This is a genomic window from Actinomycetospora sp., assembly GCF_036497585.1.
Classification (GTDB): Bacteria; Actinomycetota; Actinomycetes; order Mycobacteriales; family Pseudonocardiaceae; genus Actinomycetospora.
The window spans coordinates 1-14,566 of record NZ_DASXJD010000005.1 but is presented as its reverse complement, the minus strand read 5'-3'; the positions used below and the strand labels follow the sequence as shown (position 1 = coordinate 14,566).

Below are 14,566 nucleotides of genomic sequence, written 5' to 3'. Positions count from 1 at the left end.
CGCTACGCCATGTGGTCGGTCTTCCGCACCGACCAGGCGCGCCTGCCCGACGACCGCCGCGCGGCCGCCGAGGAGTTCGCCGCGGCGGTGGACGAGCAGGAGTCCAAGGGCGTGATCGTGCGCGGGGTGTACGACCTCGCGGGCATGCGCGCTGATGCCGACTGGCTGGTCTGGAGCCACGCCCCCGACGTCGAGTCGCTGCAGGCCGCGTACACCGCGCTGCGGCGCACGGCGCTGGGGCGGGCCTCGGAGCCGGTGTGGTCGACCACGGCGCTGCACCGCCCGGCGGAGTTCAACAAGAGCCACGTGCCGGCGTTCATCGCAGGGGAGGAGCCCAAGGGCTACCTCTGCCTCTACCCGTTCGTCCGGTCGCTGGACTGGTACCTGCTGCCCGACGAGGAGCGGCGCCAGATGCTCGCCGACCACGGCAAGGCCGCCCGTGGCTACGCCGACGTCCGGGCGAACACCGTGCCGGCCTTCGCGCTCGGCGACTACGAGTGGATCCTCGCGTTCGAGTCCGACCAGCTCGACCGCATCGTCGACCTCATGCGTGACCTGCGGGCCACCGAGGCGCGCCGGCACGTCCGCGTGGAGGTCCCCTTCTTCACGGGCCCGCGGGTCGAGCCGGGCGCGCTGGCGGCGCTGCAGGTCTGACCCTTCTGCTGGTCCGCGGCCACGTGGGTCTCGCGCGACGGCGGCCCGCGGGGCCTAGACGCCGTCCGTGTGGATCGTTCCGGCGGTCTCACGGTGGGTGTCGCGTTCGCGCGCTTTCCCGACCTGCTCGGCGGGAGATGTCCGTTCCCGGGATTTGCGGGGCTGTGGCGCCTTGCGGCGGGGGGTGGGAGTGAGCACTCGGGCGCGGTGGTGTTCTTCGGCGAGGTCGGGCAGCCGTCCGTCGAGCAGATGCTCGACGGTGATCAGCCCCACCAACCGGGACGCAGGTGGAATCGAGGTGACGGCGGCGGAGGGCCCCTCGGCGTTCGGTGTCACGACGGGGGCGGCCGTGATGCCGTAGGTCGCGAACCGGGCTCGTACGACGCGCAGGGTGTCGTTGGGCCCGACGGTGATCGGGGTCGGGTTCATCACGTCGGCCACGGTCGACTGCCCCCTCCCGCCCGTGGCGTGATCGAGTTGCTGGCGGCTCACGATCCCCAGCAACCCGCCGGTGGGGTCGACGACCGGGAACAGGCGCTGGCGCAGCACGACGCCCTCGTCGTCGGCGACCGGCGTCGGGCCGGCCGGGACCACGGTGGGGAATTCGGGATCCCGGCCGGGTCGGGGGGTGACGGAAGCGAGGAACTCAGGCGGGACCGGCAGTGGCTGGTCCGCGAAGAGCACGGTCGGTGCGGTGTGCATGACCTCGTCGACGAACAGGACCTCGAGGGGATCCACGTCGTACTCCCGCGTCAGATGGTAGCCGCGGCGGGCGATCTTCTCGGTGAGCACGGAGCGTTTGAGCAGGAGCGCCGAAACGGCGTACGCAGCGGTCGAGGTGTCCAGCAGCGGAACCAGCGAGGGCCAGGCGTGGGTGAGCTCGAGGGAGAACACGACCCCGGTCAGCGGGGAGCGCATCACTCCGCCGACGACGGCTGCCAAGCCCATCAGCGCCCAGAAGCCGACGCCCACCGAGGGCAAGAGCTGACCTTCGAGGGCGCCGAGCGCGGCCCCGATCATGAACACCGGCGCGAGCACACCGCCCGAGGTGCCGGACCCGAGCGAGAGCCCCCAGATCAGGCTCTTGACCACGAGTATCCCCACGATCAACCCGAGCCCGGCGCGACCGGTGAGCAGCTGATCGATGACGTCGTAACCGACCCCGAGTGCGCGCGGCTCGACCAGGCCTCCCAGCCCGATGATCAGCCCACCGATCGCGGGCCACCACATCCAGTGGATGCTCACCCTCGAGCGGCGGCCCAGCCCTGGTAGGGGCAGCGACGCGAGATGACCGAAGGCATCCTCGGAGAGATAGACCAGCGCGGTCACGGCGACGGCGAGCAGCCCGCCGACGGCGCCGGTCGTCACACACCACAGCACCGCGGCGGAGCCGACGTGCCAGCCGGCGGTGTCCACCGCGAAGATCGGATCGCCGCCGAGGAGCGGAGTGCGCACCAGCACGGCGACGACGACGGCCGTGACCACCGGCAGGAAGCTGCGGGGCCGCCATTCGAAGAGCAGCAGTTCCACGGCGAGCAGTACCGAGGCCAACGGCGCGTTGAACGTCGCCGCCATCCCCGCTGCGGCACCCGAGACCATGAGCGCCTTGCGCTCGTCGGCGCTCAGGTGCAGGTACTGGGCCAGGATCGAGCCCAATGCCCCACCGGTCATGATGATCGGGCCTTCGGCACCGAACGGGCCGCCGGTACCGATGCTCACGGCCGCAGAGACCGGCTTCAACACCGCAACCTTCGGCTCGACGCGGCTGCGCCCGATCAAGATCGCCTCGATGGCCTCCGGCATGCCGTGCCCGCGGATCTTCTCGGAGCCGAAGCGAGCCATCACCCCGATCACCAGCCCGCCGAGCACCGGCACCACGAGCACCAGCCACCACGGGTGCGCCCCGGCGCCGGGCGATACCAGGTCGGTGGAGAACCGTCCGTAGAACACCAGGTGCGTGATCAGACCGATCAACCGCAGCAGCACCCACGCCGCACCCGCACCGAGGGCCCCGATCGGCACCGCCCACAGACAGATCCACAGCACGCGGGGCGTGAGCGTGAAGTCACCGAGCCCACCGGGGCGCCGCCGCGTCCGGCCCGGAGCGATCATCGGATCTGCAGTTCGACGGCCCCGTGCCCCTGCCCGACAACCTCGCGGCTCGTCCCCTGCACCACGTCGACCGGCATCAGAGTTGGCACACTGCAAGTGTTGCACATCGCCAGGGTTGGTTCGTGGCTCGACGACTCCGCGAACGTCACCCCACAACGTCCGCAGTCGCTCTTGCGCATAGCAAGGCTTGCTGCTAGTCCAGAACGATGGAATCCCGGAGAGGGACGCGCCCGGACGCGGCGAACGCACCCGGCCGCGATCGCCGTGTGCAGCGTGGAGGCGTCTCCGGCCCGGAGATCACGCAGGCGGTCGAGGTACTGATGAAGGTCACGCCGGTCCTGGTCGGGGTGGCATCGCGGCCCATGGAGCAGCTCGGCGAGGAGGTCTCGCTGACTCAGTTCCGCTTGTTGCGGGCGCTCGCCGAACTCGGCCCGACCCCGAGCGCGATCGTGGCCGCGCGGTTGGGGTCAGCCGCTTCGTCGGTGACCAGGCTGGCCGACCGCCTCGAGGAGTCCGGTCACCTGGAACGACATCGCGAACGGCCGAACCGCAGCGTCGTGCGCCTCGAACTGACCGCGCGCGGCCATGGGCTGGTGCAGCGGATCGAGGACTGTCGGCGCCGAGAGCTCACCGCACTGGTGAGAGGGCTTCCCCCAGGGACCGCGGCGCAGGTCGCGGTCGCCCTCGAGGCGCTCCTCGGCGCGGCGGGATCCGACTACGACGCCGCTCCGATCGAGCTGCAGGCGCTGTGAGCGTCACCGGGGGGTCAGCCGGTGCGGGCCTGCGTCCTCTCCCGACCCGGCAGAGCCTTCTCGCCCTCGCCGAGTACCGTTGCGGAGTCCGGGTCCGGGACGATACGGACCAATCCCATGCCAATTGGCGCACACCGGCCTGCTGCGCCCGGAGGCGCGCCGTCGAGTTCCTCGCCGGAGCCCTCGTCTCGGCGGACTCCGCATTCGATGGAGTATGTGACGCGCCGTCGAGCAGAACCATTCTGGCGCATACACCGACCTGTTGCGCTGATGGCACCGCCGGCCTCTCCAGCGCCGTCGGATCAGGGCGCCCGCAGCTCAGCGGGAACCGCGGGCTCGTCGAACACGTCGCCGGCCGCGTCGAAGAGCAGCTCCAGAGAGGTAGCGACCTGGTTCGTGGTTCCGGGCGGCAAACGCGCCACGATCGCGCCCAGTTCTTCACGACGTGCGGCGACCACGCGCTCGACCAGGTCGACGCCGCGTTCGGTGAGTTCCAGGCGCACCACGCTGCGGTTCGGTCGCTCTCGAGATCGTCGTAGGTGCCCCGATTCCTGGAGACGATCGCTGGTGCGGGTGACCGAGGAGCCGGCGACGCCCAACCAGGCGGCCGCCTTCACGCTCGGGCTCGGGCCCAGCTCGGCGAGCGCGAGCAACAACCGGAACTCAACCAGTGTCACCTCGGCGTCGAGGCGCTCCAATGCCCGGGTCGCCACCCCCACGAGAACCCGTGTGGCCGTCATCAGAGCGGTCACGGTCGTCTGCTCGTCGTCCTCGGCGGTGGATGCGGCGTCGCGTACCTGCTGCTTCGGCTCCACGGTCGTATTCTGTCACAGCGACAACCCTTGCGGCCGCCACCTCGGCAACGGGAACAGGTTCGGTTTACCGGAAAGCGTATCCCCACACATTGTCGGTTCCGGTGGCGGGCGAGCCGGAGAATCTTTCTGTCGATTCCGATCAGGGGCGATGTGCAGACGTGCTGGGAACCGATGCATCCCGTGGGCGGATGTCCACGCTCCGGCGCGGCCCGCCGCACCCGGAGAGAGTGGGGCACCTCGAGGGTCACGACCGTGGAGCTGGGAAGCCTCAGGCCTTGCCCGATCACCGCCCAGCGTTCAGACTTGCGCGACGCAAGCGCTGCGGAGCGCAGCTGCCGGGGTCGAATCACGCGCTGTGGTGCGTGCCGGTGGCTGGGGGCCGTCCGGCATCTGCCGACTGCGCACGGATGGGGATGTGGAGAGGATCGTCAGCCGATGGACTCCGGCGCGCCGTGCACGATCGTCCTCGCCGGACGACTCTCGGAGTCCGAGGCCCGGAATCTCGCCGTGTACTGCTCGAGACTCAGGCTGGCCGGTCAGCTCGATCTCGTCATCGACCTCGCCGGTGTCACCTCGTGCGACCGCGAGGGGTTGTGCGAACTCTACGCCCTGCTCGCCGGCTCGTCGGGTGCGCGGGTGACCGTGCGCGGAGCCCATTGGGCTCAGTTCCTGGACGCTCTGCAGGAGCCGGTGGTGGGGGAGGTCCACGAAGTGACTCATCAGGCCCGCGCTCTCATCGGCCGGGCCGATACCTCGTTGCACGGCGCCGTCGGGTCTCCTACCTCGCGGGTGGTCTCGTTCATCGCGTCCAAGATCGAGAGAGGCGACCTCGCTCCGGGCTCGCGGATACCGACGATGCACGACTTCGCTGCTGAGCACGACGTCGGGCTCGACACCGTGCTGCGTGCAGTGGCCATCCTCAAGCGCCAGGGAGTCCTCGTCGCAGGACCAGGGGGGAGAACGTTCGTGGCCCACCGATCAGCGCTCGAACGGCGCGACTGAACAGCTCCGCGCGCGTCACCCGCTCCCACCGAGGACGGCGTCCTCGTAGCGGACGGTGGCGGCGACTGCGGGCTCGAGCAGGTCCCGATCCTGCATCCAGGCATACGAGCGCTCGAACATCTCGCGGGTGTAGGGCTGGGGCACGATGCGTTCACCCGGGCCGAACCGCCGGACGTCCACCAGCCCGGCGAGGTCGTCGGGCGTCTCCCGTGCCCAGTAATGGGTGTAGCGCTGCGGTTCGAGGTCGATCTCCTGCTGGGCGCGTAGGAGGGCACGGAAGTAGCGCTCGAGGTCGTCGGGGTCCGCGGCCGGTGACAGGAAGAACCCCATGACGAAGGTGGTGTCGACGAGCTTGGTGAAGCCGCGCTGCTCGAGCACGTAGGCGCCGGCTCCCCACAGGTTGACCGCCGGGAGGGACGCGTCGAGCAGGAGGCGGACGCGGTCGAAAGGCCGGCCGACGAACCCGAGACGGATGTCGCCGCGTGGCAGGAAGGGCTCGAGTCCCTGGAGCGCGGAGTAGTGGCTCCCGGAGTGGTAGCCCACGCCGACCTCGACGCCGGCTAGGTCACGGGGTTCGCGTATGCCGGAGTCGGCCGCGACGTAGATCCCCGCCGGGCAGACGGAATAGGCGCGGCCGTACATCGTGCCGTGGTGCTCGCTGGCGGCGGCGTTGACCGCCCAGTGGCAGGCGGACGAGACCTCCGCCGTCCGGCCTCGGGCCATGTCCTCCAGGGCGCCGCTGCGGACCTCCGGCGGAGCCTCGTCCCCGCGCTCGACGCTGCTCGTCCCGCCTGCGAAGCCGGCGGCCTCGAACTCGTGGTCGAGCCCCTCCGCGGTGAAGAAGCCGTGCTCCTCGGCGACCCACTCCTGAAGCCGGACGTGTGGCTGGATGCGGAACACCACGCTCCTCACCCCTCTCCATGAGTCGTGGGCAGTGGCAGTGTCACCGGGGGACCGGTCCCCGCGCCACGTCGTCGAGCCGGATCGTGGGATCGGCGAGTCGGGCGGTGGCCACGGACTGACCGGAGCGGATGAGCCGCTGGACGGACTCGGTGACGTTCCAGACGTTCACGTTCATGCCGGCCAGGACGCGGCCGCCGGAGAGCCAGAACGCCACGAACTCGCGGGTGGCGAGGTCACCGCGGACGATGACCTCGTTGTATCCGTCGGGTGCGGCGTAGCCGGTGTACTCCATGCCCAGGTCGTACTGGTCGGTGAAGAAATACGGAAGGCGGTCGTCGGGCGGGCCCGCACCGAGCATGGCGCGGGCGGCGGCCGGCCCGCCGTCCTGGGCGTTCGCCCAGTGCTCGACGCGCAGGTGCCGACCATGGGCAGGGTGCCAGAGACTTGCGACGTCGCCGGCCGCGTAGACATCGGGATCGGAGCTGCGGTGGTACTGGTCGACGACGACTCCGCCGTCGACCTCCAGACCCGCCGCCTCGGCCAGTTCCGTGTTCGGGCTAACGCCGATGCCGACCACGACGGTGTCGGTGTCGATCACCGTGCCGTCGGCGAGCCGGACACCCGCGACGCGCCCGTCACGGCCGACGACCTCGGCGAGGCCGGTGTCACAGCGCAGGTCGACGCCGTGCTCGCGGTGCAGCCGGGCGAACACCTCCGCGATCTCCGGGCCCAGCACCCGCAGCAACGGCAGCGACGCGGCCTCGATCACGGTGACCGGCACCTCGGCGGCCCGGGCGGCGGCGGCGACCTCGAGGCCCACCCACCCGGCGCCGATGACGACGATGTGCGCGGAGGTCCGCACCGCGGCCGCGATGCGCTCGCAGTCGGCGAGGGTGCGCAGGGTGTGGACGCCGTCGAGATTGGCGCCGGGCACGTGGAGGCGTCGCGGGGAGGACCCGGTGGCCAGCAGCAGCCTCGCGTAGCCGACCCGGTCACCGTCGCCGAGGACGAGCTCGTGGACCGCAGGCTCGATGCCGGTCGCGGGGACCCCCAGGCGCAGCTCGATCCCGTGATCGGCGTACCAGTGGTCGGGGTGGACGAACACGCTGTCGCGCTCGGCGTGGCCCTGCAGGTACTCCTTGGACAGCGGCGGGCGTTCGTAGGGGCGCTCCTGCTCGTCGCCGACCAGCACCACCCTGCCGGCGAAGCCCTCCTCGCGGAGGGTCTGCGCGGCCCTCGCCCCGGCCAGGCCTGCCCCGACGATCACCATCGCCGCGTCGTCGTTCGCCATCGGTCGACTCCCTTCCGCGATCCTCGGCGTCAGTGCCCTCCGGCACGGTCGGTGAGCGCGAAGAACTCCTGGCGGGACCGGGCGTCGTCGCGCAGCACACCGCGCACGGCGGAGGTCACGGTGTCGGCGCCCCGCGCCTGGGCGCCTCGCAACGTCATGCAGGAGTGCTCGGCCTCGATCACCACGCCGACCCCCTTCGGCTCGAGCTGGTCGGCGAGGTAGTCGGCGATCTGGACGGTCATGCGTTCCTGGACCTGCGGCCGGCACGCGAAGTGCTCCACGACCCGCGCCAGCTTCGACAACCCCAGGACGCGGTTGCCCGGCAGATAGCCGACGTGGGCGACGCCGACGACCGGCAGCAGGTGGTGCTCGCAGACCGAGCGCACCGGGATGCGCCGCGCGAGCACGAGCTCGTCGTAGCCCTCGTCGTTCGGGAAGGTCGTCAGCTCGAACTCGCGGGCGCTGAACAGTTCCGCGTAGGCCCGTGCGACGCGCTGCGGGGTCCGTTCCAGGCCGGTCGTCCTCAGGTCGAGCCCCAGGGCCTGCATGAACCGGGCTGCCGCGCGTTCCGCCTCCACGAGATCCACGTCGGCCGCGGGGGGCACCACCCGCAATGCCCGCCGCGGGTCGAGGACCGGGACCGGGTCCCACGCCGACGGGCAGTCGTTCATCTCACTGCTCACGGCGCCCTCCCGGCCCGAGTCCTGCATTTTAGGAAACGAAGTTTGGTCTTTTAGGTCGGGCAGGTCAATACTCCGGGCGCCGCACCAGGTGGCGGCCTACCCGGACTCCCCGGCAGCGGGCGCGCTCCTCGTTGCGTCCATCCAGCTTGGCCGTGTTCGGAGACCTGCGAGGGTCGTACGCTGCTGGAGTGGACCCCGAACGGACGGTGGCGCCGTCGTCGTACGTCGCGTTGCCGTCACACCGTGCGGTGGCGGCCGTCGCGGCGCTGGGCGAGGGCTCCCGTCGTCGGATGTACGAGTTCGTGCGCGGGTCGGCCCGTCCGGTGAGCCGCGACCGGGCCGCAGCCGCGGTTGGCATCTCCCGGAAGCTCGCGGCGTTCCACCTCGACAAGCTGGTCGAGGTCGGGCTCCTGGAGGCCGAGATCGCCGGCCCGGGGGAGCTGCGCCGGGTCGGGCGGCGGCCCAAGGTCTACCGGGCCGGTCACGACGACGTCCGGGTCACCATCCCGGCCCGCTGTCCCGACCTGCTGGTCGGCATCCTCCTCGAGGCCCTCGATCCCGCCGGGTCCCCGGACCCCGAGGAGGTCACGGTGGACAACGCGGGCATGGTCGCGGCGGTGGCCCGCCGCCGAGGTCGTGAGCTGGGCGCCGCCGAGCGTGACCGCACGCGGCCTGGTCGGTTCGGGACCGAACGGGGCCTGACCGCCACTGCAGCGGTGTTGACGGCGCTCGGCTTCGAGCCCCGGCGTGAGACACCCACCTCGCTGACGCTGTGCAACTGCCCCTTCCAGCCGCACGCCGCCGTGTCGCCGCAGCTCGTCTGCACCCTCAACCACGCGCTGGTCAGCGGGCTGCTCGCTGGCCTTCAGGTCGAGTCGGTCGCCGCGACCCTGGCTCCGCAGCCGGGACAGTGCTGCGTGCAACTGTCCGGGTGACCGCTACCCGCCGGGCTGATGACGCGCACTCCGGTCGATGCCGGCAGGTACTAGCTCCCCGCGTGGGAGAGCAGGGACTCCAGGTCGGGTTCGATGTCTGCGGGAGCACGGTCGGCTCGTAGCGGCGCAGCACCCCGCCGTCGCGGCCGACGAGGAACTTCGTGAAGTTCCACCGGACCTCGTCGCCGGTCTCGCCCGGCGCCTGCGTGCGCAGGTACCGGAACAGCGGGTCGGCGTCGGGACCGTTGACGTCGACGTGGACGGTCACGTCCTCACGCTAGTCGCGTCCCGTCACGCCGACCCGTACGACGACGCGTCGGCGGCCCGGAGGTTGCGCGGGCCGGCATTCGGCCTGGTTCTCGGAGATGCCGCACGACGAATCGGGAGAACGGCCGTCGAGGCCGCGGCCGGTGGAACAGTGGACGGTAGCCCGCCGAGGGCCACGATCCGCGTCTCGTCCGAAGGAAGCACCATGTCCTCCCCGTCGCTCGCCTCCCGAGCCGACACTGTTCCCGCCACCCCCGAAGCCCTCGTGATCAGTGCCCACGCCGACGAGCGCGGCGCCCGCGAGGCCGCCCGCTGGGCCGAGCAGGTCCGCAGCGCGGACGCCGCCCTCGGCAGCGACGCCCGGCTCGAGGCGCGGGTCGCCGCCGCGCAGCGGGTCCTGGTGCTCGACCCCGGCATGATCGCCGCCCGACGGGGTTTCGGGGCGCGGGCGACGTCGCAGGAGCGGCTGGCTCTGGTGGCGCGGCTCGCCGGGCGCGCCGACCGCGTCACCTGGGCCGCCACCGCGGCCCAGGCCGCCCAGTGGGTCCGGGACGCGGCCGCCTAGGACCCGACGACGATCAGGGGGCGGAGCTGCGCCCGAGCAGGTGCCGGGCGACGACGAGCTTGGCGATCTGCGCGGTTCCGTCCCCGATCTCGAGACCGATGACGTCGCGGAGCCGTTGGCCGACCGGGTTGTCGGTGGACCACCCGGCGTGCCCGAAGGTCAGCAGCGCCTGGTGCACCGCGTCGGCCGCGAGCTTCGGCGCCCACCACTTGGCCATGTTCGCCGGGACCGCCGGGTCCTTCCCCGCGTCCTTGAGGGCGAGCGCCTCGTAGCAGAGGTGCCGGGCCGCGCGGATCTGCGTCGCGAACTCGACCAGGGGGAACGCGACGCCCTGGAACGTCCCGATCGGGCGTCCGAACGCCTCGCGCCCGCGGGCGTAGGCCATCGCGTCGTCGAGGGCCGCGGACGCGATCCCGAGGCACATCAGTCCGATCACGGCGCGGGAGTAGTCGAAGCCGCGCATCACGGCCACGAAGCCCTCGCCCTCGGCGCCGATCATGTCCTCCCGCCCGACCCGGACGCCGTCGAAGTAGAGGCTCGCGCGGCCGATCGAGCGGCTGCCGAGGTCGTCGAGCGGCGTCCGGTGCAGGTGGGGCCCGGTGAGGTCGACGAAGAACGCGGAGACGCCCCGCGCGCCCGGGCCCCCGGTCCGGGCGAACACGACCCCGACCGGGGTGTACATCCCCAGTGAGATCGACGTCTTCTCGCCGACCAGCCGCCAGCCGTCGCCGTCGGGCTCGGCGCGCAGCGCGAGGTTCGCGGCGTCCGAGCCCTGGCCCGGCTCGGTGAGGCAGACCGCGGGCACGGTCGCGCCGGAGGCGATCGAGGGCATCCAGCGGGCCTGCTGCTTCTCGGTGGCCCCGGCGAGCAGGATGTCCGAGACCAGCGCCGAGTCGAGCAGGACGTAGCAGGCGTTGAAGTCGTGGCGGGCGATCTCCTCGGCGGCCATCCCGGTCGTGACGGCGTCGGCCTCCTGGCCGCCGAAGCGTTCCGGGACCCGTAGGCCGGTCAGGCCCATCCGGGCCATCGTCGGGATGAGGTCGGGGCGCAGCGCGCCGGCGAGGTCGTCGGCGCGGTAGTGCGGCGCGAGCTCTTTCTCGCCGAAGCCGCGCAGCTCCGCCAGGTAGGCCTCCTGCTCGGGGCGCAGGGAGAAGTCCATGGGCTAGATCGCCTCGCGGGGTGGGTCGGTGGGCCAGGATCACCCCGGTCGGGGACGACGATCGCGACGCCGGGCCCGCGCGTCAACGGCCGGGCCGGCGGTCACCGGAGGAGGCGCGGATGGCGCGGGCGGACCAGGCGGGGTTCGGGGTCATGCTGCCGAGCTTCGATCCCTTCCGCACCGGCCCGCCGCCGCTGGTGCGCGGGGCGGCGCTGGCCGAGGACCTCGGGTTCGACGCGGGCTGGGTGGGCGACCACCTGGCGTTCCACCCGCCGGTCCTGGACGCCCTCGGGGCCCTCTGCGCGGCGGCGGCCGCCACCCGGCGGCTGCTGCTCGGGACGGGGGTCCTGCTCATGCCGATGCGCCACCCGGTGTGGACCGCGAAGCAGGTGGCGACGGTGGACGCGCTCGCCCCGGGGCGCGTGCTGCTCGGCGTCGGGGTCGGCGGCGAGAACCCAGCGGAGTGGGAGGCGGCGGGGGTGCCGGTGGGGGAGCGGGGTCGTCGGCTCGACGAGTCCCTCGCGATCGTGGGTGCGCTGCTGCGCGGGGAGCCGGTGGACCACCCCGGACCGCTGCTGCCGACCTCCGCGCCGGTCCTCGAGCCGGTGCCCGCCGCACCACCGCCGCTGGTCCTGGGCGGGCGCTCCGACGCCGCCCTGCATCGCGCGGCGCGGGTGGGCGACGGGTGGCTGGGCGTCTGGATGTCCCCGCGCCGGGTCGGGGAGGTCGCGCAACGCCTGGCCGAGCTCGCGGCCGAGGCCGGCCGCCCGGCCCCGGCCGTGCTCATGATGGTGTTCGTCCACGTCACCGGACCCGGGGACGACCCGGAGGCGGCGCGGGCCGAGGCCGCGGCGTTCGTCCGCGGTCAGTACGGCCTGCCCTTCTCCGCGCTCGAGCGGTGGGTCGTCGTGGGCGACGAGGGGGCGGTGGCGGACGCGCTCGCCGCCCTGCGCGCGGCCGGCGTGGCAGGGTTCGTGCTGCTGCCCGCGGCCGCCTCGCCGTTGCCGCAGTACGAGCGTCTGGCCTCGGTCCGCGCGCTGGTCGAAGCTGGGCCCTGACGAGTGGGTCCGGGAGGCACCGATGACGCTGGCGACCGATTTCACCGACGAGTACCGGGCGGACATGGCCGGGCGGTCGTGGCCGGGCCGCACCCTCCTCGACCACCTCGACGACGCCGTGGCCACCGCACCGGACACGCCCGCGGTCATCGGGTACACCCACGCCGACGACGCCCGCCGGGCCCTGACCTACCGCGAGCTCGCCGAGCAGGTCGACCGCGTGGCAGCCGGGCTGCTCGACCTGGGGGTGCGCACGGGCCAGGTGGTCTCGATGCAGCTCCCGAACTGGTGGCAGATGCCGGTGCTGAGCCTGGCCTGTCTGCGTGTCGGCGCGGTGACGAACGCGCTCATGCCGATCTTCCGCCGCCGCGAGCTCGAGTTCATGCTCGGGCTCGCGGAATCCGTCGTGCTGGTGGTGCCCGAGGAGTTCGCCGGCTTCGACCATGCCGCGATGGCCCACGACCTCGCGGCCCGGCTCCCGGCGCTCGAGCACGTCGTCACCGTGCGCCCCGCCGGCGGGCAGTTCGACGACGTCCTCGCCGGCCGGGCCCCGACCGACGACGACCGAGCCGAGTTCGCCCGGCGCCGGCCCGACCCGGACGCCGTCGTGCAGCTCGCCTACACCTCCGGGACCACCGGCGAGCCCAAGGGCGTGATGGTCACGTCCAACACCGCGCTGTGCAACGTCCGCGACTTCGCGGCGCGGCTCGGGCTGACCCCTGACGACGTCCAGCTGATGGCCTCGCCGCTGGCCCACCAGACCGGCTACATGTACGGCTTCCAGATGCCGATCCTGCGCGGGGCGACTTCGGTCCTGCAGGACGTCTGGCGCCCCGAGCACGCCACCGAGATCATCCGCGCCGAGGGCGTCGCCTTCACGATGGCCTCGACGCCGTTCCTGGCCGACCTGACCCGGCAGGCCGAGGCGCAGCCGGCGGCCTTCGCGAGCTTCCGGGTCTTCCTCTGCGCCGGCGCCCCGGTCCCGCGCGACCTGGTGCGGCGCGCCACCGTCGCGATGGACGCCCGCATCGGGTCGGGGTGGGGGATGAGCGAGATGGGCGCGGTGACGGCCACCGGCCCCGACGACCCCGACGAGCGGGTGTTCGAGACCGACGGCTCGCCCCTGCCCGATGTCGAGCTGCGCGTGATCGGGCTCGACGGCGAGGTCCTGGGCCCCGACCTCGAGGGCTCGCTGCAGGTCCGGGCCAACAGCCTGTTCGGGGGCTACCTCAAGCGGCCCGACCTGCGCGGCTGCGACGCCGAGGGGTGGTTCGACACCGGCGACCTCGCCCGGATCGACGCCGACGGCTATCTGCGCATCACCGGCCGCAGCAAGGACATCATCATCCGCGGCGGCGAGAACATCCCGGTCGTGGAGATCGAGAACCTGCTCTACGCGCACCCCGACGTCGCCGAGGTGGCGATCGTGGCGATGCCCGACGAGCGACTGGGGGAGCGGGCGTGCGCGTTCGTCGTCCCCCGCGAGGGCGCGGCGCCGACGCTCGAGGGCCTCGGGGAGTTCCTCGACGGGCGCGGGGTGGCGGCGCAGTACCGCCCGGAGCGCCTGGAGCTCGTCGACGCCCTGCCCCGCACCCTCACCGGGAAGATCCAGAAGTTCCGGCTCCGCGAGCGGCTGGCGGCCCCGGCCGCCCCGGCCGCCGCGGCCGGGGTGCCTGAGGGGGCCTCGTGACCGAAGGGTCGGTGACCTGGACGCGCGAGGAGCGTGTCGTCATCGTCCGGCTCGCCCAGCCGCCCGTCAACGCCCTCTCCGCCGCGGTCGTCGCCGGGCTGGAGACCGCCCTCGACTCCTTCGAGACCTCGGACGCCCGCGTGCTGGTGATCGCGTCGGACGTCCCCGGCTTCTTCGTCGCGGGTGCGGACCTCAAGGCGATGGCGGTGTTCGACCAGGACGACTTCGGGCGCTACCTGGAGGCGCTGCGGCGCCCGATCGAGCGGATCGCTTCGGCCGGACGCCCCTCGATCGCCGTGCTCGAGGGGCAGGCCCTCGGCGGGGGCCTGGAACTGGCGATGGCGGCGAGCCTGCGGGTGGCCGGCCGGGACGCGCGGCTCGGCCTGCCCGAGACCCGGCTCGGCCTGATCCCCGGCGCCGGCGGGACGCAGCGCCTGCCGCGACTCGTCGGCCGTGGCCGCGCGCTGGACCTCATGCTCACGCCGCGCACCGTCGACGCCGCGGAGGCCCACGCCATCGGCCTCGTCGACCGCCTCGTCGAGGCCGGTGGCGCCGAGACGGCCGCGCGCGCGTGGGCGGCGCGGCTCGCGGCCCTCCCGACGTCGGCCCTCGCCGCGGTGCTGCACTGCGTCGACGACGCGCACGACCGCCCGCTCGCCGAGGGGCTCGCGCGGGAGGCC

The 14,566-nt window shown here is 72.8% G+C and carries 14 protein-coding genes; 8 read left to right on the top strand and 6 right to left on the bottom strand.

Going from position 1 to position 14,566, the window contains the following annotated elements:
• The coding region (gene hemQ, locus VGH76_RS00315; protein WP_331554603.1) for a hydrogen peroxide-dependent heme synthase at window positions 1-654 on the top strand (654 nt) is incomplete at its 5' end.
• Between the two features lie 54 nt (window positions 655-708).
• Here hemQ and VGH76_RS00310 read toward each other — a convergent pair.
• Window positions 709-2,700: a chloride channel protein gene (locus tag VGH76_RS00310; RefSeq protein WP_331554602.1), complete on the bottom strand. Its 1,992-nt coding sequence runs from the start codon at window positions 2,698-2,700 to the stop codon at window positions 709-711.
• 386 nt (window positions 2,701-3,086) lie between these two features.
• Here VGH76_RS00310 and VGH76_RS00305 point away from each other — a divergent pair, with 386 nt between their 5' ends.
• A complete protein-coding gene (locus tag VGH76_RS00305) occupies window positions 3,087-3,518 on the top strand; it encodes a MarR family winged helix-turn-helix transcriptional regulator (protein ID WP_331554601.1) in 432 nt (143 codons plus the stop codon).
• 302 nt (window positions 3,519-3,820) lie between these two features.
• Here the strand turns inward: VGH76_RS00305 and VGH76_RS00300 are convergent, their stop codons facing one another.
• Window positions 3,821-4,333 carry a hypothetical protein gene (locus VGH76_RS00300; protein ID WP_331554600.1) on the bottom strand — a complete coding sequence of 171 codons (513 nt, stop codon included), beginning with the start codon at window positions 4,331-4,333 and terminating at the stop codon, window positions 3,821-3,823.
• A 435-nt stretch (window positions 4,334-4,768) separates the two neighbouring features.
• Here VGH76_RS00300 and VGH76_RS00295 point away from each other — a divergent pair, with 435 nt between their 5' ends.
• Window positions 4,769-5,335 (top strand): GntR family transcriptional regulator, encoded by a 567-nt coding sequence (locus VGH76_RS00295; RefSeq protein ID WP_331554599.1) that lies wholly within the window; start codon window positions 4,769-4,771, stop codon window positions 5,333-5,335.
• Between the two features lie 15 nt (window positions 5,336-5,350).
• Here VGH76_RS00295 and VGH76_RS00290 read toward each other — a convergent pair whose 3' ends face one another.
• The 3 genes from VGH76_RS00290 to folE are packed head-to-tail and all read right to left on the bottom strand — an operon-like array spanning window position 5,351 to window position 8,200.
• Entirely contained in the window at window positions 5,351-6,247 is an 897-nt protein-coding gene (locus VGH76_RS00290; RefSeq protein ID WP_331554598.1) for a hypothetical protein, read from the bottom strand.
• 31 nt (window positions 6,248-6,278) lie between these two features.
• Window positions 6,279-7,529 (bottom strand): NAD(P)/FAD-dependent oxidoreductase, encoded by a 1,251-nt coding sequence (locus tag VGH76_RS00285; protein WP_331554597.1) that lies wholly within the window; start codon window positions 7,527-7,529, stop codon window positions 6,279-6,281.
• Between the two features lie 29 nt (window positions 7,530-7,558).
• Window positions 7,559-8,200, bottom strand: a complete 642-nt coding sequence (gene folE / locus VGH76_RS00280) for a GTP cyclohydrolase I FolE (RefSeq protein WP_331554604.1) — start codon at window positions 8,198-8,200, stop codon at window positions 7,559-7,561.
• A 200-nt stretch (window positions 8,201-8,400) separates the two neighbouring features.
• Here folE and VGH76_RS00275 point away from each other — a divergent pair, with 200 nt between their 5' ends.
• A complete protein-coding gene (locus VGH76_RS00275; protein ID WP_331554596.1) occupies window positions 8,401-9,147 on the top strand; it encodes a transcriptional regulator in 747 nt (248 codons plus the stop codon).
• Window positions 9,148-9,619: 472 nt separating this feature from the next.
• A complete protein-coding gene (locus VGH76_RS00270) occupies window positions 9,620-9,979 on the top strand; it encodes a hypothetical protein (RefSeq protein WP_331554595.1) in 360 nt (119 codons plus the stop codon).
• A gap of 13 nt (window positions 9,980-9,992) precedes the next feature.
• Here the strand turns inward: VGH76_RS00270 and VGH76_RS00265 are convergent, their stop codons facing one another.
• Entirely contained in the window at window positions 9,993-11,138 is a 1,146-nt protein-coding gene (locus VGH76_RS00265; protein ID WP_331554594.1) for an acyl-CoA dehydrogenase family protein, read from the bottom strand.
• 119 nt (window positions 11,139-11,257) lie between these two features.
• Here VGH76_RS00265 and VGH76_RS00260 point away from each other — a divergent pair, with 119 nt between their 5' ends.
• The 3 genes from VGH76_RS00260 to VGH76_RS00250 form a co-directional block, all read left to right on the top strand.
• Window positions 11,258-12,196 carry an LLM class flavin-dependent oxidoreductase gene (locus VGH76_RS00260; protein WP_331554593.1) on the top strand — a complete coding sequence of 313 codons (939 nt, stop codon included), beginning with the start codon at window positions 11,258-11,260 and terminating at the stop codon, window positions 12,194-12,196.
• Between the two features lie 22 nt (window positions 12,197-12,218).
• A complete protein-coding gene (locus VGH76_RS00255; protein ID WP_331554592.1) occupies window positions 12,219-13,886 on the top strand; it encodes an AMP-binding protein in 1,668 nt (555 codons plus the stop codon).
• On the top strand, window positions 13,883-14,566 hold a 684-nt coding region (locus VGH76_RS00250; RefSeq protein ID WP_331554591.1), incomplete at its 3' end, for an enoyl-CoA hydratase/isomerase family protein. The genes VGH76_RS00255 and VGH76_RS00250, both read left to right, overlap by 4 nt.

Coding starts and splice junctions, on each gene's coding strand:
- VGH76_RS00305 (WP_331554601.1), top strand. CDS start 3,087: ATGAAGGTCACGCCGGTCCTGGTCGGGGTGGCATCGCGGCCCATGGAG.
- VGH76_RS00295 (WP_331554599.1), top strand. CDS start 4,769: ATGGACTCCGGCGCGCCGTGCACGATCGTCCTCGCCGGACGACTCTCG.
- VGH76_RS00285 (WP_331554597.1), bottom strand. CDS start 7,529: ATGGCGAACGACGACGCGGCGATGGTGATCGTCGGGGCAGGCCTGGCC.
- folE (WP_331554604.1), bottom strand. CDS start 8,200: ATGAACGACTGCCCGTCGGCGTGGGACCCGGTCCCGGTCCTCGACCCG.
- VGH76_RS00270 (WP_331554595.1), top strand. CDS start 9,620: ATGTCCTCCCCGTCGCTCGCCTCCCGAGCCGACACTGTTCCCGCCACC.
- VGH76_RS00265 (WP_331554594.1), bottom strand. CDS start 11,138: ATGGACTTCTCCCTGCGCCCCGAGCAGGAGGCCTACCTGGCGGAGCTG.
- VGH76_RS00260 (WP_331554593.1), top strand. CDS start 11,258: ATGGCGCGGGCGGACCAGGCGGGGTTCGGGGTCATGCTGCCGAGCTTC.
- VGH76_RS00255 (WP_331554592.1), top strand. CDS start 12,219: ATGACGCTGGCGACCGATTTCACCGACGAGTACCGGGCGGACATGGCC.